This window comes from Bradyrhizobium shewense, assembly GCF_900094605.1.
Lineage (GTDB): Bacteria > Pseudomonadota > Alphaproteobacteria > Rhizobiales > Xanthobacteraceae > Bradyrhizobium > Bradyrhizobium shewense.
This window is the reverse complement of the sequence record NZ_FMAI01000009.1, coordinates 118,011-137,358: the sequence shown is the minus strand read 5'-3', so window position 1 is coordinate 137,358 and position 19,348 is coordinate 118,011. Positions and strand designations below refer to the sequence as shown.

At 64.4% G+C, this 19,348-nt stretch carries 13 protein-coding genes; 8 read left to right on the top strand and 5 right to left on the bottom strand.

Annotated elements, in window-relative coordinates:
- Positions 1-4: 4 nt before the first annotated feature.
- The gene (locus GA0061098_RS18890; RefSeq protein ID WP_091959130.1) at positions 5-1,936 is read right to left on the bottom strand and encodes a long-chain fatty acid--CoA ligase; all 1,932 of its coding nucleotides are present in this window, start codon (positions 1,934-1,936) and stop codon (positions 5-7) included.
- Complete coding sequence (locus GA0061098_RS18885; RefSeq protein WP_091959536.1) at positions 1,933-2,754, bottom strand: ABC transporter ATP-binding protein; 822 nt, start codon at positions 2,752-2,754, stop codon at positions 1,933-1,935. The genes GA0061098_RS18890 and GA0061098_RS18885 overlap by 4 nt, the downstream gene beginning before the upstream one ends.
- 337 nt (positions 2,755-3,091) lie before the next feature.
- Here GA0061098_RS18885 and GA0061098_RS18880 point away from each other — a divergent pair, with 337 nt between their 5' ends.
- Positions 3,092-3,766, top strand: coding sequence for a Crp/Fnr family transcriptional regulator (locus tag GA0061098_RS18880; protein ID WP_038949013.1), 675 nt, complete (start codon positions 3,092-3,094; stop codon positions 3,764-3,766).
- A gap of 6 nt (positions 3,767-3,772) precedes the next feature.
- On the opposite strand, the gene GA0061098_RS18875 is transcribed toward GA0061098_RS18880, so the two are convergent.
- Positions 3,773-5,035 carry an MFS transporter gene (locus GA0061098_RS18875; RefSeq protein WP_091959127.1) on the bottom strand — a complete coding sequence of 421 codons (1,263 nt, stop codon included), beginning with the start codon at positions 5,033-5,035 and terminating at the stop codon, positions 3,773-3,775.
- Positions 5,036-5,421: 386 nt separating this feature from the next.
- Between GA0061098_RS18875 and GA0061098_RS18870 the strand changes: the two genes are divergently transcribed.
- From GA0061098_RS18870 to GA0061098_RS18855, 4 genes are all read left to right on the top strand, one after another.
- Complete coding sequence (locus tag GA0061098_RS18870) at positions 5,422-8,544, top strand: CHAT domain-containing protein (protein ID WP_208610659.1); 3,123 nt, start codon at positions 5,422-5,424, stop codon at positions 8,542-8,544.
- Between the two features lie 172 nt (positions 8,545-8,716).
- Entirely contained in the window at positions 8,717-12,034 is a 3,318-nt protein-coding gene (locus GA0061098_RS18865) for an adenylate/guanylate cyclase domain-containing protein (RefSeq protein WP_091959119.1), read from the top strand.
- 21 nt (positions 12,035-12,055) lie between these two features.
- A complete protein-coding gene (locus tag GA0061098_RS18860; RefSeq protein ID WP_091959114.1) occupies positions 12,056-12,736 on the top strand; it encodes a redoxin domain-containing protein in 681 nt (226 codons plus the stop codon).
- 138 nt (positions 12,737-12,874) lie between these two features.
- The gene (locus tag GA0061098_RS18855; protein ID WP_091959111.1) at positions 12,875-14,320 is read left to right on the top strand and encodes an adenylate/guanylate cyclase domain-containing protein; all 1,446 of its coding nucleotides are present in this window, start codon (positions 12,875-12,877) and stop codon (positions 14,318-14,320) included.
- 5 nt (positions 14,321-14,325) lie between these two features.
- On the opposite strand, the gene GA0061098_RS18850 is transcribed toward GA0061098_RS18855, so the two are convergent.
- Positions 14,326-15,165 carry a uroporphyrinogen-III synthase gene (locus tag GA0061098_RS18850; RefSeq protein WP_091959108.1) on the bottom strand — a complete coding sequence of 280 codons (840 nt, stop codon included), beginning with the start codon at positions 15,163-15,165 and terminating at the stop codon, positions 14,326-14,328.
- A gap of 146 nt (positions 15,166-15,311) precedes the next feature.
- Between GA0061098_RS18850 and purU the strand changes: the two genes are divergently transcribed.
- Complete coding sequence (purU, locus tag GA0061098_RS18845; protein WP_091959104.1) at positions 15,312-16,175, top strand: formyltetrahydrofolate deformylase; 864 nt, start codon at positions 15,312-15,314, stop codon at positions 16,173-16,175.
- Positions 16,176-16,251: 76 nt separating this feature from the next.
- On the opposite strand, the gene GA0061098_RS18840 is transcribed toward purU, so the two are convergent.
- Positions 16,252-16,545, bottom strand: coding sequence for a hypothetical protein (locus GA0061098_RS18840; protein WP_208610658.1), 294 nt, complete (start codon positions 16,543-16,545; stop codon positions 16,252-16,254).
- Positions 16,546-17,110: 565 nt separating this feature from the next.
- On the opposite strand from GA0061098_RS18840, the gene GA0061098_RS18835 reads away from it, so the two are divergent.
- Together GA0061098_RS18835 and GA0061098_RS18830 are read left to right on the top strand one after the other, a co-directional pair.
- Entirely contained in the window at positions 17,111-18,289 is a 1,179-nt protein-coding gene (locus GA0061098_RS18835; protein WP_091959101.1) for an ABC transporter substrate-binding protein, read from the top strand.
- Positions 18,290-18,470: 181 nt separating this feature from the next.
- Positions 18,471-19,340, top strand: coding sequence for a branched-chain amino acid ABC transporter permease (locus GA0061098_RS18830; protein ID WP_091959098.1), 870 nt, complete (start codon positions 18,471-18,473; stop codon positions 19,338-19,340).
- Positions 19,341-19,348 lie beyond the last annotated feature (8 nt).

Genomic DNA, 19,348 nt, shown 5'->3' with positions numbered 1-19,348 from the left:
TGTTTCACTCCGCAGCCTCCGCCATGTGCCCATGTCCGCCGAGTTCCACCACGCGCAGTGTCGTCCGCACGCGCTGGGTGGTGCCGTCCTGGAAGCGGATCACGGTGTCGACGGGGATGTCGGCATCGCCGCGGTAGATGGCATCGATGATGCCCTCGTATTTCTCGTTGATGACGCTGCGGCGCACCTTTCTTGTGCGGGTGAGCTCGCCGTCGTCGGCGTCGAGCTCCTTGTAGAGCAGCAGGAAGCGCGAGATGCGCTGGGCCGGCGGCAGCGTGGCGTTGACGGTCTCGACCTCCTTCTGAAGCAGCGTATAGACCTCCGGCCGCGAGGCGAGATCGCTGTAGGTCGTGAAGGAGAGGCGATTTTTCTCCGCCCATTTCGAGATGATGGAGTAGCGGATGCAGATCATCGCCGCGAGCGCATCGCGGCCGGCCCCGAGCACCACGGCTTCGGCGATATAGGGCGAGAACTTCAGCTTGTTCTCGATGAACTGCGGCGAGAAGCGCTCGCCGCGCGAGGTCTCGGCGAGATCCTTGATACGGTCGATGACGACGAGCTGCTGGTTCGCGTTGAAATAGCCGGCGTCGCCCGACAACATCCAGCCGTCCTTGATGTCGGCGACGCTGGCCTCGGGATTCTTGTAATAGCCGAGGAACATGTTGGGATGCCGCACCACGATCTCGCCGACGCCGTGGACGTCGGCATTGTCGATGCGGATCTCGACTTGGTCGGACATAGGAACGCCCGTGGTGTCGGGATCGACCTTGCCCTCGGGATGCAGCGTATAGGCCCCCAGCAGCTCGGTCTGGCCGTACAGCGTGCGCAGCGGCACGCCCATGGCCTGGAAGAACTTGAATGTCTCGGGCCCGAGCGCCGCGCCGCCGGTCGCGGCCGAGCGCAGCCGGGTGAAACCGAGGCGATCGCGCAGCGCGCGGAACAGGATGGCGTCGGCAAGGCCCGAGCGCTTGCCGTGTTCGAGCGCGGCGAGGCCGCTCTTCATGCCGACGTCGAACAGGCGCTGCTTGAGAGGCGTCGCGTCCATCACCTTGGCGCGGACGTCGGCGGCGATGGATTCCCAAACCCTTGGGGCAAAGAGCACGAATGTCGGCGCGATCTCGCGCAGATCGTTCATCATCGTGTCGGGCTCTTCGACGAAGTTGATCTTCATCCGGCAGAGCAGGCCTTTGCCGAGCACGTAGACCTGCTCCATGATCCAGGGCAGCGGCAACACCGAGACGTATTCGTCGTCCGGGCCTTTGGGGTCGAAGGCGAGATAAGTCGCGCAGTGGCCGAGCACGCGGCCGGCGGCAAGCATCGCGAGCTTGGGATGGGACGTGGTGCCCGACGTCGTGCAGAGGATCGCGACGTCCTCGCCCTTGGTGGCATCGACCAGTCTGTCGTAGAGCTCCGGCTCCCGCGCGGCACGGGCCCGGCCGAGCTCGGCAAACCTCTCTGCCGACATCAGCCTGGGATCGTCGTATTTCCGCATCCCGCGTGGATCGGAATAGATGATGTGCTTCAGCTTCGGCGCGCGCTCGGCGAGGGTGAGCAGCTTGTCGACCTGCTCCTCGTCCTCGGCGAAGACGAGCTGCGCCTCGCCATAGTTGAGGAGATAGGAGGCCTCCTCGTCCAGCACGTCGCGATAAAGTCCGAGGCTGAGGCCGCCGATGGCGTGCGTCGCCACTTCCGCCGCCACCCAGTCCGGCCGGTTGTCGCCGATGATGCCGATGACGTCGCCGCGGCCAAGGCCCATTTCGAGAAGACCGAGCGCAAAGTCGCGCACGCGGGTCTGGTAGTCGCTCCAGGTGAACAGCCGCCAGAGCCCGAGATCCTTCTCGCGCAATGCGATCTCGTTGCCGTGCTCCTTCGCGTTGAGCCGGAGCATCTTCGGATAGGTGTCGGCCTGCGCGACGCGGCCTGCGTAATCCATCATGCCGCGCTCTCCTGGGCGGGTGCAGCATCATCCGGATCGACCAGCACCTCGTCTTCTTCGCCAAGATAGGCCCGCCTGACGTGGGGATCGGCGAGCACCGTCGCCGGATCGCCTTCGGCGATCTTCTTGCCGAAATCCAGCACCATGACGCGGTGGGAGATGTCCATCACCACGCCCATGTCGTGCTCGATCATCACCACCGTCATCCCGAATTCCTCGTTGAGATCGACGATGTAGCGGGCCATGTCCTCCTTCTCCTCGAAGTTCATGCCGGCCATTGGCTCGTCGAGGAGAATGAGACGCGGCTCCAGCGCCATGGCGCGGGCGAGCTCCACGCGCTTGCGCAGGCCGTAGGAGAGGGTGCCGGCGGTGGCCTTCCGCACCGACTGGAGGTCGAGGAAGTCGATGATCTCCTCGACCTTGCGGCGGTGCTCCAGCTCCTCCTTGCGCGCGCCGGTGAGCCAGTACAGCGAGCCTGTGAGGAAATTGTTCTTCAGGAGGTGATGGCGCCCGATCATGATGTTGTCGAGCACGCTCATGTGGTGGAACAGCGCCAGGTTCTGGAAGGTGCGGCCGATGCCGAGCGAGGCGCGGGCGTTCGGCGTCAGGGCGGTGATGTCGCGGCCCTGGTAGAACAGCTGGCCTTCGGTCGGCTTGTAGCGGCCGGAAATACAGTTCACGATCGAGGTCTTGCCGGCGCCGTTAGGGCCGATGATCGAGAACAGCTCGCCCTCCCTGATGGAGAAGCCGACGTCGGTCAGCGCCCGGACGCCGCCGAATCGCAGGGACACGTCGCGCACTTCAAGACTGGTAGCCACCAAACGAAACCCTCCCGGTGATGGCGCTTTTTAGTGGCGCTCTTCGTCCGTTCCCGCCCAGCGATCCTAGTACGGCGGTGCCGGTGAGGCCATGCAGCAGATGGTCTCGACCGGACCCGCGCCACTCTCGTTCCCGTCAGGGATCAAAAGCCGCATCGTCCGAGGTGGTCCTCAATAGGGGAAAGCGCTATTTTGAAATGTCTCGCGGCTGACAATTCTGCGACAAAGTTTGCCGGGCGGCGGCGGCCTTCATCTTTCGTCGGATGGCGGTTGGAATCATCATGCTGCAATGCAGCAGAAGATGGAGTGACGAAACGGTGCGGCTGGCCGCGAGATCATGATTTCAGAAGATCAACTGAAGCGCGTCGCCGCCTGGTCGCGCGAGCTCACGCAAGCGGAGATCGAGGTCGCGCGCGCCGGAATCACGGAGCGGTCCTACGGCACCGGCGAGACCGTGTTCATGCGCGGTGATATTTTTGCCTATTGGGCCGGCATGGTGGGCGGCCTTGCCCGCATGGGCGGGGTCTCCAGGGACGGCAAGGAGACCAGCCTCGCCGGGCTGACGGCGGGCGCTTGGTTCGGCGAGGGCAGTGTGCTCAAGAACGAGCCGCGCCGCTATGACGTGGTCGCGCTGCGCGACAGCCGCGTCGCGCTGATGGAACGCAGCGCCTTCATGTGGCTGTTCGAGAACAGCGTCGGCTTCAACCGCTTTCTGGTGCGTCAGCTCAACGAACGGCTCGGCCAGTTCATCGGCATGCTCGAGGTCAACCGGACCCTGGATGCCACCGCGCGCCTCGCCCGCAGCATCGCCTCACTGTTCAATCCGATCCTCTATCCGGAATCGACCGCTCATCTGGAGATCACCCAGGAGGAGATCGGTGCGCTCTCCGGCATGTCCCGCCAGAACGCCAACCGCGCGCTGAACCGGCTGGAGAAGGAGGGACTGCTGCGGCTCGAATATGGCGGCGTCACCATCCTCGATATCGAGCGGCTGCGCGGGTATGGCGATTAGGCGCGGTCATCGCGCATTCGCGGGTGCATGGACCGGCCAGAGGTCGGCGCGCCAGCGGATCGCGATCGCCAGCATCGCGATGAAGCCGGCGGCGGCATAGAGCGAGCCTGTCGCGGAATAACCAATGATGTCGATCAGGCTGCCGGCCGCGAGCAATCCGATCGGCAGGCCGTAGATCACCATCATGCGCACGCCCATCACGCGGCCGCGAAGGTGTGCGCTTGCGGTGCGCATCAGGATCACGGCCGCCGAGATCATCGACATGCTCTGGGCGATGCCGGCGAGCATGAGGCAGGCCATCGCCACCGGCATGGTCCTGATCTCGACGAATACCAGCAGCATGGCGTACCAGGCCAGCGTCGCGCCGATCAGAAGCCGGGCAATGCGCACGCCGCTGACGAGGCTCAGCGTGATGGAGCCGATCAGCGAGCCGACCGCGAAGCTCGCCGAGAGGTAACCGAGGCCGGTCTGGTCGGTATGAAAGATTTCCCGGGCGATGTAGGGCAGCAATCCGCCAGTGAAGGGAAATGCGGTGAGATTGGCCAGGAAGGCGACGCACAGCGCCGCACGCATTCCCGGGCCACTCCAGGCGTAAACGATCCCTTCCTTCAGATCGCCGAGCAGCCGCGAGACGGCATGGCTATTCGCCGGAAGATCGCTCGTGGTGACGGTCCTCTTCGGCCGGGTCAAACAGAGCATCAGAAGCGCGGCCACGAAGTAGAGGCAGGCGATCGCGACGTAAACGAGGCCGATGCCGAGGACGGCGAACAGGCCGGCGCCCGTCAACGCTCCGGCGATGCGCGCGCTGTCCTGGGTCGTGCGCGCGACGCTGATGGCGCCCACCAGCTGCTCGGCCGGCATGATCTCGGCGAGCAGCGCGCCGCGGACGCCGAGATCCGAAGGGCGAATCAGGCCCATGACCGCGACGATGATCATGACGCTCAGCGGCGACAGATGACCGGTCAGCGCCAGCACCATGATGGTCGAAGAGAGTACCGTATAGGCAAGACGCATCGCGACCAGCAGATCGCGATGACCCATGCGGTCGCCGATCATGCCGAACACCGGCGCGACCAAGGTCCCGACGAATTGGAGCGAGGCAAGCACGGTGAGCAGCAGCACCGAGCCGGTCTCGACCAGGATGTACCAGCCCAGCACCAGCGTCTCGACCTCGAACGCCCAGGATGTGAGCAGGTCGGACGGCCACTGGAAGCGATAGTTGCGGATGCGGAATGGCGCGAGCGCCGACGGCCGCGCGGCTGCGCTCAAGACGCGATGACGCGTGTCACGGCGAATCCCTTGCCTTGTTGTTTCTTCTTTCCGATCAGCAACGTAGCGTTGGCGACGCTCGTGTCAATCGGACCGGCCGCATGCTGCCATGCATGGCTGCATCAGCACGTCCGCTGCAGGCGCGTGACCGGTCCGTGCGAATGTCTTCCCCTGGTTTCTGCGATCGGTTCGTCCATGGACGCATGAGGCGGTCATAGTGTCTTCATCTTGCTGTGGCCCAACAGGTCGCGGGCGCGGGGAATCGGAGCGATCGCAGCATGTGGGTATGGTGGCCGAGGTTTGCCGCGCAGTCTTTTTGTTTTGTACTTCTCGTAAGCGTCATGGTCTCGCCGGGGCAGGCGGGGTCGCAAGACTTGTTGGCGCTGATGCAGCGCATTACGGCGCTGGCGAAGGAGGGCCGCTATGGCGAGGCGGTCGGCTTTGCCAGGAAGCTCGTCGTTGAGGCCGAGAAAAGCACGGGGCGACAGTCGCCCCTGACCGCGACCACGCTGGTCGTGCTGGGGCAGGCGCTCCAGACGAAAGGCGAGACCACCGAGGCCGAAAGCGTGCTGAGGCGGGCCCTCGTCATTCGCGAGAAGAGCCTTGGTCCCAATCATCCCGATGTCGCAGCCGTGCTCGCCACGCTGGGCCAGATCGAGCTCGGCCAGAACCGGCTCGGCGATGCCGAGCGCGACATGTCGCGCGCGATCGCCATCGACGAGAGCGTGCTGGGCCCTGACCATCTCACCACGGCGCTGGCGCGGATGCAGCTCGGCAATCTCCGTCACCGCCAGTTAAAGGAGACGGAGGCGCTCGATCTGTTCAACCGTGCGCTCGTGGTGTTCAGGAAGTCTCCGGGACAGGCTGACATCATGATCCCGGTGACCTTGAACAACATCGCGGAGGTCAATCGGGCGCAAGGCCGTTTGCAGCAGGCCGAGGCGAGTTTTGCCGAAGCGCTTGTGCTTCAGGAGAAGCAGCATGGCCCGGACAGCATCTATCTGACAGCGACCCTCAACAATCTCGGCGAGCTCCGCCGTGCGCAGGGACGGCTTCCGGAGGCCGAGCAATTGGCCCGACGGACTTTGGCCATCAGGGAGAAGGCGCTCGGACCTGATCATCCCGATGTCGCCGCGAGCCTCAACAATCTGGCCCTGGTGTTCTCGCGCGAGGGCCGGGACGCCGAGGCCGAGGGGCTGCTGACCCGCGCACTCGCGATTCAGGAGAAAGCCGTCGGGATAGCGCATCCGAACGTGGCGACGGCATTGAACAACCTTGCGGAGGCCTGGGCCCATCTCAATCGCAAGCTGGAGGCGGAGCAGCTGTTCCGCAAGTCGCTGGCGATCCGTGAGAAGGCGCTCGGTCCGGCGCATCTGGATGTCGCGATCGCTCTCGACAATCTGGGCACGCTGATGAGCGAGGCCGATCGCTACGCCGAGGCCGAACCCTTCGCACGCCGGTCGCTTGCGATACGCGAGGCCGCGCTCGGGGGTTCTCACCCGCTGGTCGCCAACAGTCTCAACAATCTGGCCGTCATTCTGGACAGCACCGGCCGGCCGCAGGAGGCCGAGCCGCTGCTGAAGCGCGCGCTGGATATCCGCCTGCGCGCTCTCGGCGAGCAGCATCCGGATGTTGCCAACAGCTTCGCCAATCTCGGCGCCCATCATATCGATTTGAAGGATTGGCAGCAGGCCCGCGACGCGTTCGCGCGCGCGGTCGCGATCCAGAACGGCCGCCGCGCCGCCGAGCAGGAGAGCCGCGGCGATGTGAAGGTCCATGAAGAGACCAATCCCCATCCCGGACTGATCGTAGCCGCCTATAACCTCGCGAGCGCCAATGCGGGGCAGGCCGGCGCCTTGCGATCGCAGGCGTTCGAGGCGGCGCAATGGATCGGTGACGAGCAGGCTGCGCGGGCGATTGCCGGTATGTCGGCCCGCATCGCCGATGGCAGCGGGGATCTCGCCGCGCGCGTCCGTGAGCGGCAGGATCTCGGCGCGCAAGCTGTCGCGACCGACAAGATGCTCGTGGCGGCGATCTCGCAGGCGGATGCTGCGCGCAACCCGGCGGCGGAGCAGGCGCTTCGTGCCCGAGCCTCGGCCATCGCGGGTCAAATCCGGGAATTGGATCGCACAATCGCTGCGCAGTTTCCGGACTATGCAGCGCTCGTAACCAAGGCGCCGATTGCGATCGAGGATGCCCAAAAGCAGCTTCGTCCCAACGAGGCGATGTTGCTGTTCACGACGACGTCACGCGCCACCTTCGTCTGGACCGTGACGCGCTCGGACGTGCGCTGGCATCCGGCGGATCTCGGCGAAAAGCAACTCGCTGAGGCCGTCGGCGCCTTGCGCTGCGGTCTGGATACGGATGCATGGCTGGACAAGGCGACCACATGTCCGCAGAAGCTCGGCCGCAAGACCCCGCTTGGGGCGGACGAGCCATTGCCGTTCGACCAGGAGCGCGCCTTTGCGCTCTACCAGGCGCTGCTCGGGCCTGTCGCGCGCGACATCGACGGCAAGGAGCTGATCCTGGTGCCGTCGGGACCGCTGGCGACGCTGCCCTTTCAGGTCTTGCTGACCGACAGGCCCCCGGCAGGCGGGGACCTCACGAAGGCACCCTGGCTGGTCAAGCGATTTGCCACCACAGTGCTGCCTTCAGTCTCCAGCCTCAAGGCATTGCGGCAGGTCGCACGCAAGAGCGCGGCGTCGAAACCGTTTCTCGGCGTCGGCAATCCCATGCTCGACGGCGATGGCCGCAGCGATGTCGCGGTGGCGCGTGCCAAGCTGGCGCGCCAGATTCGGACCTGCGCCGCTATTCCGACGCAGGCGACCCAGGTCGCACAACGGAGCTTGCGCGCCGTGGACGCGCTGTCGGGCGGCACTGCGGACATCGTGCAGCTCAGGCGGCAGATGCCGCTGCCGGAAACTGCGCTCGAACTGTGCGCGGTGGCCAGCACCTTCGCGCCCATCAAGGGCGACGTCGTCCTCGCCGGCGACGCCTCCGAGACCAGGATGAAGGCGCTCGGCCAGAGCGGCGATCTCGCGAAATACCGCATCCTGCATTTTGCGACCCATGGCGCGCTTGCGGGGCAGGTGCGTGGATTGATCGAGCCCGGACTGATCCTCAGCCCGCCGGCGGCGCCGACGTCCACCGATGACGGCTATCTCTCGTCGTCGGAGATTTCCGCCCTCAAGCTCGATGCCGATTGGGTGATCCTGTCGGCCTGCAACACCGCTGGCGGGCAGGCCGCCAATTCGGAGGCCTTCTCCGGTCTTGCGCGGGCCTTCTTCTATGCCGGCACGCGCGCGCTGCTGGTGTCGCACTGGGCGGTGAACTCCGACGCCGCGGTCGCCATCACCACCGGCACGATCGACGCCATGAAGACGCATCCCGATATCGGCCGAGCAGAAGCGCTGCGTCGCTCGATCTCGGCACTGATCACCAAGGGCGGCGACAGTGCGCAGCCCGCAACTTGGGCGCCCTTCGTGCTGGTGGGGGCCGGCGCCATGTAGCCGATCGGCGCGCCGGCGCGCGCTGAACCGGGATGAGCGAAGCCGCGCTCGCGGCCGTTAACCAGCCACCGCTTGCTCTTCCGGCACGAGGAGCCCATGCTTGCCAGGTTCCTGGGCCCATCGGACAGGCCCAGTAGACCGCGTCATCGCGGCTTCCGCGGGGTCTTGACCCATGAACTGCTCTTGCTGCGGTTCCGAGGTTCAGAGCGGCTTTGCTTTCTGCCCGAAGTGCGGCACGAAGCAGCCGAACGCGTGCCCCGGCTGCGGCTATGCATGCGCACCGGATTTCACCTATTGCCCGAAATGCGGCGCCCTCGTCAGTGAGGCCCCCGGAGCGGGGGGACAGGCGCAGCCGAGCCGGTCGCCAGCGCCGGTCAGAGCGTCGTCACCGCCGCTGGCGCCGGCGGTCGACCCTCACCAGGCATTTCGACCCCAGCCGGACAGGATGGACAACGAAGCCAACCGCCGCACCATTACCGTGCTGTTTGCCGATCTCAGCGGCTTCACCGCGATGAGCGAGCGCCTCGACCCCGAGGTCATGCAGGCCCTTCAGAACGAATTGTTCGAGGAGCTGACGGAAGCGGTGCAAGGCTTTGGCGGCTTCGTGGACAAATTCATCGGCGATGCGCTGCTGGCGCTGTTCGGCGCGCCAGCAGCGCACGAGGACGATCCGGAGCGGGCGGTCCGCGCTGCACTCGACATGATCAAGCGGACGGAGCAGCTCAGCGAGCGTTCGAAGGTCTACGCAGGCGCACCCCTGCTGCTCCACATCGGCATCAATACCGGGCACGTGGTTGCGGGCGGACTGGGTGTGGGCGTTGCCAAGTCCTATTCGGTAACCGGCGACACGGTGAATACCGCGCAGCGGTTGCAGTCGATGGCGCCGCCGGACGAAGTGCTGGTCGGGCCGTTGACCTACCGCCTGACCCGGCATGCGTTCTCGTATGAATCGCTCGGAGAGGTCTCGCTCAAGGGCAAGATGGGCAGTGTCCTGGTCCATCGTCTCAAGGGACCGCTCGACACGCCGCGTGCGACGCGAGGCCTCGACACGCTGGGCCTCAGTGCGCCGCTGATCGGCCGCGACGTCGAGCTTGCCCGCATGATCGGCAGCCTCGATCGCGCGTGCGGCGGTGCGGCGCAACTGGTGCGGCTGGTCGGCGAGGCGGGCATCGGCAAAACGCGCCTGGTGAACGAATTCGTTGCCCGCATCCGCGATGAGGAGCGCTTCGCAGGTGTGGCGATCCGGCAGGCCGCCTGCTCGCCCCTCGGCGAACAATCCTACGGCACGCTCGCCGCGGTGCTGCGCAGCGCCTATGGCATCGCGCAGAAGGCCAGCGCGGCGGCGGCTGAGGCCAGGCTGGCTGAGGCGCTGTCGGAGCTTGGCCTTCCGACCGAAGAGGCAGAGCGGCTGATGCCGCTCTATGTCCATGTCCTTGGCCTCGGCGGCCCGGACGCCACATTGCAGCACGTCGAGCCCGAACAGCTTCGGCGGCAGATATTCTTTGCGATCCGGACCGTTTTCGAACGGCGCCTGGCCTTGTCACCGCTTCTGATCATCGTCGAGGATCTGCATTGGGCCGACGCCGTCTCCCTTGAGGCGCTGCGGTTCCTGATGGATCGGCTGGAGCGCACGCGGTTGATGCTGTTGTTCACGCATCGGCCAATGCTGGAGCTGGATCAGTTCGGTTCGGGCCGGATCAGCCACACGACCCTTCGATTGCTTCCGCTCGGTGACGCCGACGGACAAAACCTGCTCGCGGCTTATTTCAGTCACGGTTGGCGCGAGCCGCCGGGAAATCTGTTCAGTCGAATCCTGGAGCGCGCGAGCGGCAATCCGCTTTTCCTCGAGGAAATCATCCGCGGTCTCATCGAGGCCGGCGCCTTGGAGCGTGACGGCGCGCAGTGGCGGATAAAGTCGGATGAGGCCGCTGCCGACATCCCGGCAAGCATTCAGGCGCTGTTGCTGGCGCGGCTGGACCGGCTGCCGCACGAGGTGCGCCGGCTGGCCCAGGAGGCCGCGGTGATCGGCCCGCGCTTCGACGCGGCCCTGCTCGGTGCGACGGCAACCGGGCCGGCGAAGGTCGAAGTGGGTCTCGAACTTCTGTGCGACGCCGAGATTGTCGAGGAGGTTGCGGGCGCAAACTCGATCTCGATGCGATCCTACCGTTTCACGCAGAGCATGCTGCAGGACGTGATCTATCAAAACCTGCTGTTGCAGCGGCGGATCGAGCTCCATGGGCGGATCGGTGCCGCGCTGCAGCGGCTCTATGGCAGCGAGCCCGAACGGCTCGAGGACCTCATCCTGCTCGGCCATCATTTCAGCCTGAGCGCGCACAAGTCGAAAGGCGCGCGCTATCTGCGCGCGGCCGGCGACCGCGCACGCGCGACCTATGCCAATGACGATGCCATCCGTCTCTACCAGCAGGCCCTCGCCATGTTGTTGACCGGCGGCGAATGCGTGCCCGAGCGCCCGGTTCTGTACGAGCGGATCGCGGACCTCTGCGCCGCGGCGGGCCGCCGCAACACGGCCGAGGAGCACTACCAGAGCGCGCTGGAGGGGCACCGCGCCGCAGAGGACCGCATTGGCGAAGCGCGAATCCTTCGCAAGCTTGGCAGGTTGTTGTGGGACGCCGGCAAGCGGATCAACGCAGAGAGGCACTACGCCGAGGCGGCTGACCTGCTTGGAGGGACCGATGCGCCGATCGAACGGGCGCACCTCTTGCAGGAGCGCGGCCGTCTCGCGTTTCGCATGGGCGATCACGTGGCCGCCGCGACGTGGGCGGACGAGGCGCTTGGCTACGCCCGATCCGTTCCGGCGGACGCAGACGAGCAGGCCGGACTCGAGGCGGCGCGCGCCATCGCCGAGGCTCTCAATACCAAGGCGGTTGCACTGGCACGGCTTGGACGACACCAGGACGCGGTGCGCGAAGTGGAGCAAAGTGTCGCGGCAGCCGAAGCCGCCGGCCTTCTCAATGTGGCCTGCCGCGGCTACACCAATCTCAGCGTGCTCTACACGATCGTCGACCCGGCGCAAGCCATGGAGGTTTGTCGGCGCGGACTGGATGTCGCGCATCGTATTGGCGATCTCGGGTTCCAGGCGCGTCTTCTCGCCAATTTTGCCGTTGCCTGCTGCACCTTCACGGACAAATGCACCGACGAAGGGGTGCCGGCTGCCGAAAAGGCAATCGAGATCGACCGTGCGCTCGATCAGCGCGAGCATCTCCCCGTGCCCCTGATCGTGCTCGGGCAAATCCATCAATGCCATTTCCGGCCCGATCAGGCCGCCCGTTGCTACAATGAGGCCATCAAGGTCGCGAGCGAAACCGGCGAGCCGCAGCAGCTTTTTCCGTGCTATGATGGTCTTGCGACCCTGAACCTTGATCGCGGCGACATGCCCGAGGCCGAGCGGTATTTCGCGCTGGCCGATGACGTCTGCACCAGGCACGGGCTTGATCCCGCCGGACTGATTGTACTGCCATTTCTTGACTAGGTCATGTGAAGGAGTTCAACCATGTCAGAACGTCATGTCGATGGACCGCTGCAACCGGGCGATCGCGCACCGAACATCGTGCTGGATGCCATCACCCGCGAAGGGAAGATCGCGCTCGATGATTTTCGCGGGCAAAGTCCGATATTGGTCGGCCTGTTTCGAGGCCTGCACTGCCCGTTCTGCCGCCGCCATATCGCGGCCCAGGCGCAGCTTGACGCGGCCCTGCGCGACAAGGGCGTCGAAAGTCTGACGGTCGTCAATACGCCGATCGAGCGCGCTCGGCTCTACTTCCGCTATCACCCGTTGCCCAATCTGCTTGCCGCGTCCGATCCCGAGCGGGTCTCGCACCGCGCGTTCGGCCTGCCCAATCTCGAGTTCACCGAGAAGGAAACCGAATGGCCGCGCAAGGTGGGCATGGATGTGGTCATGAGCATGCAAGTGGACATTCCCGGAGAATTGCCCGGGCCGATGAATCGTTTGGCAGCCGCCGAGCAGCTCAACAACAAGGATGGCTACGAGATGATGGAGGCCGATCAGCGCATGGCGGCAACCGGCCAGGGTCAGCTATTCGGCCAGTTCCTGCTCGATCGGGAAGGGATCGTGCGCTGGGCCTTTACAGAAGTACCGGAAGGCGGCCAGCGCATGTTCGGGATGCCGAGCCCGGGTGAGTTGATGTCGGCAGCCTCGCAGGTGGCGGGCTAGACATCGTCGCGCGGTTGGCGTGGTGCTCTTGACCGCAGCAGGCGCGAGCCGGTGCGCTCGAGGTGATGCCGCCGTTTTCCCGATCACGGCCTGCGCATGACGAACGATTAATCCGAGCGCACTTAATCCGAGCGCACAATGACCGACATTCAGGAAAGGCTCCTCGAAAGCAAGATGACCGAGATCGAGCGGGCCCGATCCTGGAGCCCCCGCGTGATCTCCAAATTCGAAACGCTCATCATAAGCGGTGACGATCTATCGCTCCATCGCGTCAATCCGCTGGCATTTGCGCGCGACCGCGCCATTGCAGAGGCGGAAAGCATTGACCTGTTTCTCTATGCGACGAGAAGCGGGCTATTCGAGATGAGCTGGGACGTTGTTTGTCCTCAATCCGGCATGGTGCTCGATAGCTTCGGCGCCTTGCGCACGCTCAAGACGCACTATGTTTGTGGTTTGTGCGACGTCACTGGTGAAACCAATCTCGACGACTTCATAGAGGTCACGTTTACGGTGTCGCCCCAGCTTCGGCGGCTTCCGTTCCATGATCCTGCCTCCCTCTCGGTCGAGGATTTCCATTGGAAGCTTCGATTTCTGAATGACGCGCGGATACCTGGCCAACAAATCCGATTTCTCGACTATTTGCATGCGTTCGTTCGCGGCCTTTCGTTCTTGCCGCCAGGCTCCGCCACGACCATTCGTTGCGAACTCGGTCCCGGCGCGCTGGCGGGGGTCAATATTCAAACCCAGGCTGCGTTCGTCGTCGCGGTGGCCGGCGAGCCGACGACCTCGCCGACAATCTTGCGAATTGGATACGACGGACAGCGCTTTTCTCCCTCGCTGGCCGCCGTGCCGCCCGGCCCCGTCATTGTCGAGGCGGAGAACTGCGGATCCGTGCGAGGCTCCTTGCTCCTGATCAATTGGCCGCCTGAGGTTCTGGCTCAAGCGATCAAGCCGCCGCTTGATTTCGAGCCCTACATGTCTGGCGGGATGTTGCTCGCGAGACAGACGTTTCGCCGCCTGTTCCGGTCGGAACGCGTGGACGAAACGGAGGGCCTGGGTATTCGGCAGGTGACCCTGCTGTTCACGGATCTCAAAGGTTCGACCGCCATGTACGAACGGCTCGGCGATCTCAATGCATATACGCTGGTCCGCGAACATTTTGCCTTGCTCGGTGCGACCGTTCAGGAACATTCCGGGGCCATCGTCAAGACGATCGGCGATGCAGTCATGGCGGTCTTCTCTCGCCCGACGGACGCGGTTTCGGCGGCGCTCCACATACTGGGGGAAATCGAACGCTACAATTCCGACCACGGCGAGCCGAGCATCATCCTGAAGATTGGAGCCCATTGCGGCCCCTCCATCGCCGTGACCCTGAACGACAATCTGGATTATTTCGGCCAGACCGTAAATGTTGCCGCGCGTGTGCAGTCGCTGGCGGACGCGGGCGAGATTTGTATCTCGGAGGCGCTGTATTCGGCGCCGGGAGTGAGCGATCTCCTTTCCGGGCATGCAATCGCAGTGTTTGAAGCTCCTCTTCGCGGCGTTGAAGGAAATGCCAGCGTGTATCGTGTCGTGCCCGGGTAGGACCCTTACGTCCCTTGCCGGGGCAGCTTCTCTGCGAGCGCGGCTGCCATGGCCGAGATCAGCGGCCGCATGAAATAGGCTTCATCGGCCGGCGAGACGTCCGTGCGCAGTCCATGGGCAGCAAGCTCGCCCGAGACCGCCGGGCCCACCGATGCAATCAGTGTCCGGTCGAAGCCGGCGCGCAGCTTCGCCTCGTTGCCATGCGCCTTGGCGGCCTCGATCAGGCGGCGGACCTGGCCGAGATTGGTGAGCGCGACGGCATCGATCCGCCCCGCGGCCATGTCGTCGATGGCGGTGACGATGTTGGCATCCGCTGCCTTGGAATCGTAGGCATAGGGCAGCACGGCATCGACCTCGGCGCCTTGCGCGGCAAGAGCGCCGATCAGCGCGCTATGGTCCTTGTCAGGATAGAGCTGAAGGCCAAGGCGCCGGCCCTTCAGGTCGAACTTGCCCAGCATCTCGATCACGCCCTCGGTGGTCGGCTTCTCCGTGGTCTGCTGCGCCTCGAGGCCGACCTCGCGCAGCGCCTTGCCGGGCTTCGGTCCGCGGGTGAATTTTCGCGATCGGGCGAGGGCCGCGACAAACGCGCCGTCGAGCCCACGCGCCCGCGCGAGCTTCATGATCCGCCGAAGTCCTTCGCCGGTCATCAGCACAAGGTCGTCAAGGGGCCTGTCGATGGCGCGGCGGATCCAGGCCTCGACCGGAGCAGGGTCCGGTGCATCCTGGATGGTAAACATCGGGCATTGCACGACCTCGGCGCCTTGCTCGGCCAGAAGCTTCGAGAACTGCGCCTCCTCGCGCGTTTCCAGGATCAGGATGCGGTAGCCGTTCAAGCGCTCGGCCATGGGCGTACTCCGGTCAGTCAAAGCAATCGTCCGTTCATCCTGACTCCGCCGTTGGGATTGGCGCAAGGGGACGTCGGTGATAGAGCAGGGCTCAAATCGCGGGTCGTTGCACAAACCTTCATCAAGAGCCAAGCCTGTTCATCAACATGCCCGATCATCAATATGTCCTGACCCTGTCCTGTCCGGATCGTCCCGGCATCGTCTCGGCCGTGTCGACGTTCCTCGCCCACAACGGACAGAACATTCTCGATGCTCAGCAGTTCGACGACATCGAGACCAAGAAGTTCTTCATGCGCGTGGTGTTCACCGCGGCCGATCTCGCCGTGGAACTGTCGGCGCTGCAGACCGGCTTTGCCGCGATCGCCGAGCGTTTCGGCATGGAATGGCAAATGCGCGACCGGGCTGCGCATCGCAAGGTGATGCTGCTGGTGTCGAAGTCGGACCACTGCCTGGTCGACATCCTCTATCGCTGGCGCACCGGCGAACTGCCGATGACGCTTGCTGCCATCGTCTCCAACCATCCGCGCGAGGTCTATGCTGGGCTCGATTTCGGCGGTGTCCCGTTTCATTATTTGCCCGTCACCAAGGAGACCAAGCGCGAGCAAGAGGCGCAGATCCTCGATCTCGTCGGCAAGACCGGGACCGATCTCGTCGTGCTTGCCCGCTACATGCAGATATTGTCCGACGACCTCTCGGCAAAACTGTCGGGACGCTGCATCAACATCCATCACTCGTTCCTGCCGGGGTTCAAGGGCGCAAAACCCTATCACCAGGCCCATGAGCGCGGCGTCAAGCTGATTGGCGCCACCGCGCATTACGTCACGCGCGATCTCGACGAAGGCCCGATCATCGACCAGGACGTCGAGCGCATCAGCCATCGCGATACGCCCGAGGATCTGGTTCGCAAGGGCCGCGACATCGAGCGACGCGTGCTGGCCCGTGCGATCCGCTACCATCTCGACGACCGCGTCATCCTCAACGGCCGCAAGACCGTGGTGTTCATGGATTAGCGAATGGGGAGTGGCGAATAGCGAGTGGAAGCGGGAGAGCGCCTTATTCGCTACTCCCTATTCGCCATTCGTCTCCTCAACGCACCGCAGTGCCCGACGTAGTCCCCGTCGCCCCTTTCTGCGCCTGCTCTTCCTTCTCGCGATCCGTCGCAGGCAGCAGCCGCTTGCGTTCGCGCTCCTTCATGTAGGCGTCGTATTGCGGCGTGCCCGCTCGCGGCGGGGCATCGGCCGGCAGCCCGCCGGCCCATTGCGGGACGTAGTCGCCCATGCCGGCGGAGAGTCTTTCGTTGACGGTGCCGCAGCCTGCAAGGTTGGAAGCCAGCAAGGCAACGACGGCGGCGATTGAAGGCGAACGGATACGCATGAGCATTTTCTGGGTCGAGCTGGACCGGGCGCGGATGACCGGCGCCCGACGAGCGCCAGCGGCGCACTCTAGTCCTCAACAAGTAAAATTGGCCTATTCGACGACGGATCTCTTTGTATACATAACGGTATAATAGTAAGTAATTTTTGGCGTTGATTGGGTTTTCCTAGGTGATACGGTATACAATTCGTATTCTCGCCGAGGGAGCGATTGGGGTTTGGGATTCGATCTCGTCGTCTGGCGAATGTTCGAATTCTGCAAAGCAGAGGCGGATTTCTCCAACCACGTCGCCGCCGGGCGCTCCTACAGTGCGGCATCAACCCGGAGGACCCGCGACAGGCTTTTTTGTTGACAGGGCCAGTTTATTTGTACAATCGTACAAATGTCTCCCCCGCCGTTGATCCGATCGTGCGGCTTGCGCCGAATGGTCGCCCAACGTCCGATTGACAATGGGGTTGCAGAGGACGCCATGTGGCCGCGCGGCATGGCTTATCCGTAGGTTAGAGCGCGGCAAGGACCGGGTACTCGGTCTGGCGCACAACAGGTTAGGAATGAAGGGGAGGGACATCTGATGTTCGAACGAAGAGTTTTTTCACGCACCGTCGCAGCAGCCGCCATCGCGGGCGTTGCAGGCCTTGCGCCTGCCAAGGCCGAGGACAGCGTCAAGGTCGGTCTGATCCTGCCGATGACCGGCGGCCAGGCCTCGACCGGCAAGCAGATCGAGAACGCGATCAAGCTCTACATGCAGCAGAAGGGTGACACCGTCGCCGGCAAGAAGATCGAGATCATCCTCAAGGACGACGCGGCGATCCCGGATAAGACCAAGACTGCCGCGCAGGAGCTGATCGTCAACGACAAGGTCAACTTCATCGCGGGCTTTGGCGTGACGCCGGCTGCGCTCGCGGCCGCGCCGCTTGCGACGCAGGCCAAGATCCCGGAAGTCGTGATGGCGGCCGGCACCTCCATCATCACCGAGCGCTCGCCCTATATCGTGCGCACCAGCTTCACGCTGGCGCAGTCCTCGACCATCATCGGCGACTGGGCTGTGAAGAACGGCATCAAGAAGGTGGCGACGCTGACCTCGGACTACGCGCCGGGCAATGACGCGCTGAACTTCTTCAAGCAGAACTTCACGGCCGGCGGCGGGGAGGTGGTCGAAGAGGTCAAGACGCCGCTGCAAAACCCGGACTTCGCGCCGTTCCTGCAGCGCATGAAGGACGCCAAGCCCGACGCGATCTTCGTGTTCGTGCCGGCCGGCCAGGGCGGCAACTTCATGAAGCAGTATGCCGAGCGCGGCCTCGACAAGGCCGGCATCAAGGTGATCGGGCCGGGCGACGTCACCGACGACGACCTGCTCAACAACATGGGCGATGCGGTGCTCGGCACGGTCACCGCGCATCTCTACTCCGCGGCGCACCCCTCGCAGATGAACAAGGATTTCGTCGCAGCCTACAAGAAGGCGTTCGGCAATCGTCCGGGCTTCATGGCGGTGAGCGGATATGACGGCATCCACCTGATCTATGAGGCGCTCAAGAAGACGAATGGCGACACCGACGGCACCAAGCTGGTCGAGGCCATGAAGGGCCAGAAGTGGGAGAGCCCGCGCGGCCCGATCTCGATCGACCCCGAGACCCGCGACATCGTGCAGAACATCTACATCCGCAAGGTCGAGAAGGTCGACGGTGAGCTCTACAATGTCGAGTTCGCGACCTTCGAGGCCGTCAAGGATCTGGGCAAGACCAAGAAGTGACCCGCGACAGCGGGGCATCCCGGGGCGCGCATTAGCGCGAACCCGGGATCTCATGCCCCTTGCTCCGCGTCATGCTCGGGCTTGTTCCGGGCATGCACGCGAAGCCAGGAAAACAAAGTCCGGACAAGAACGTGGATGGCCGGGACAAGCCCGGCCATGACGATAACTCTAAGCTGAGACGATGACCTCTATCCTCACCAACCTGTTCGATGGCGTTGCCTACGGCATGCTGCTGTTCGTGCTCGCGTGCGGGCTCGCGGTCACGCTTGGATTGATGAACTTCGTCAATCTCGCCCATGGCGCCTTCGCCATGGCCGGCGGTTATATCTGCATGGTGCTGGTCAACCGGATGGGCTGGCCGTTCTTCGCGGCGCTCCCGCTCGCCTTCGTCTCCTCTGCCGCGATCGGCATCGCGCTCGAACGGACGCTGTACCGCCACCTCTATGCGCGCAGCCATCTCGACCAGGTGCTGTTCACCATCGGCCTGACCTTCATGTCGGTCGCCGCCGTCGATTACATCCAGGGCTCGTCGCGGGTCTTCATCAACCTTCCGGCGGCGCTTCAGGGTCAGTTCGACCTGTTCGGCGTCGGCATCGGCCGTTACCGGCTGATGATCGTCGTGATCTGCGGCCTGCTCACCATCGCGCTCCAGATGGTGCTGGCCAAGAGCCGCTTCGGCAGCCGCTTGCGCGCCGCCGTCGACGACCCCCGCGCCGCGAGTGGCCTCGGCATCAACGTGCCGCAGGTGTTCGCCTTCACCTTTGCCTTCGGTTGCGGCCTCGCCGGCCTCGGCGGCGCGCTGAGTGCCGAAATCCTCGGCCTCGATCCGTATTTCCCGCTGAAGTTCATGATCTACTTCCTGATCGTGGTCACCGTCGGCGGCTCGTCCTCGATCACCGGCCCGTTCCTGGCCTCGCTCCTGCTCGGCATCGGCGACGTCGCCGGCAAATATTACGTGCCGAAGATGGGCCCCTTCGTGATCTACACCATGATGATCGTGATCCTGATCTGGCGTCCGAACGGCCTGTTCGGCCGCACGGCCGCGCGTTGAGTTCGCCG

Excerpts from the sequence above, each read along its gene's own strand:
- GA0061098_RS18860 (WP_091959114.1), top strand. The coding sequence starts at position 12,056 with ATGTCAGAACGTCATGTCGATGGACCGCTGCAACCGGGCGATCGCGCA.
- GA0061098_RS18870 (WP_208610659.1), top strand. The coding sequence starts at position 5,422 with ATGCAGCGCATTACGGCGCTGGCGAAGGAGGGCCGCTATGGCGAGGCG.
- GA0061098_RS18840 (WP_208610658.1), bottom strand. The coding sequence starts at position 16,545 with ATGCTCATGCGTATCCGTTCGCCTTCAATCGCCGCCGTCGTTGCCTTG.
- GA0061098_RS18880 (WP_038949013.1), top strand. The coding sequence starts at position 3,092 with ATGATTTCAGAAGATCAACTGAAGCGCGTCGCCGCCTGGTCGCGCGAG.
- GA0061098_RS18865 (WP_091959119.1), top strand. The coding sequence starts at position 8,717 with ATGAACTGCTCTTGCTGCGGTTCCGAGGTTCAGAGCGGCTTTGCTTTC.
- GA0061098_RS18890 (WP_091959130.1), bottom strand. The coding sequence starts at position 1,936 with ATGATGGATTACGCAGGCCGCGTCGCGCAGGCCGACACCTATCCGAAG.
- GA0061098_RS18830 (WP_091959098.1), top strand. The coding sequence starts at position 18,471 with ATGACCTCTATCCTCACCAACCTGTTCGATGGCGTTGCCTACGGCATG.
- GA0061098_RS18855 (WP_091959111.1), top strand. The coding sequence starts at position 12,875 with ATGACCGACATTCAGGAAAGGCTCCTCGAAAGCAAGATGACCGAGATC.
- GA0061098_RS18850 (WP_091959108.1), bottom strand. The coding sequence starts at position 15,165 with ATGGCCGAGCGCTTGAACGGCTACCGCATCCTGATCCTGGAAACGCGC.
- purU (WP_091959104.1), top strand. The coding sequence starts at position 15,312 with ATGCCCGATCATCAATATGTCCTGACCCTGTCCTGTCCGGATCGTCCC.
- GA0061098_RS18835 (WP_091959101.1), top strand. The coding sequence starts at position 17,111 with ATGTTCGAACGAAGAGTTTTTTCACGCACCGTCGCAGCAGCCGCCATC.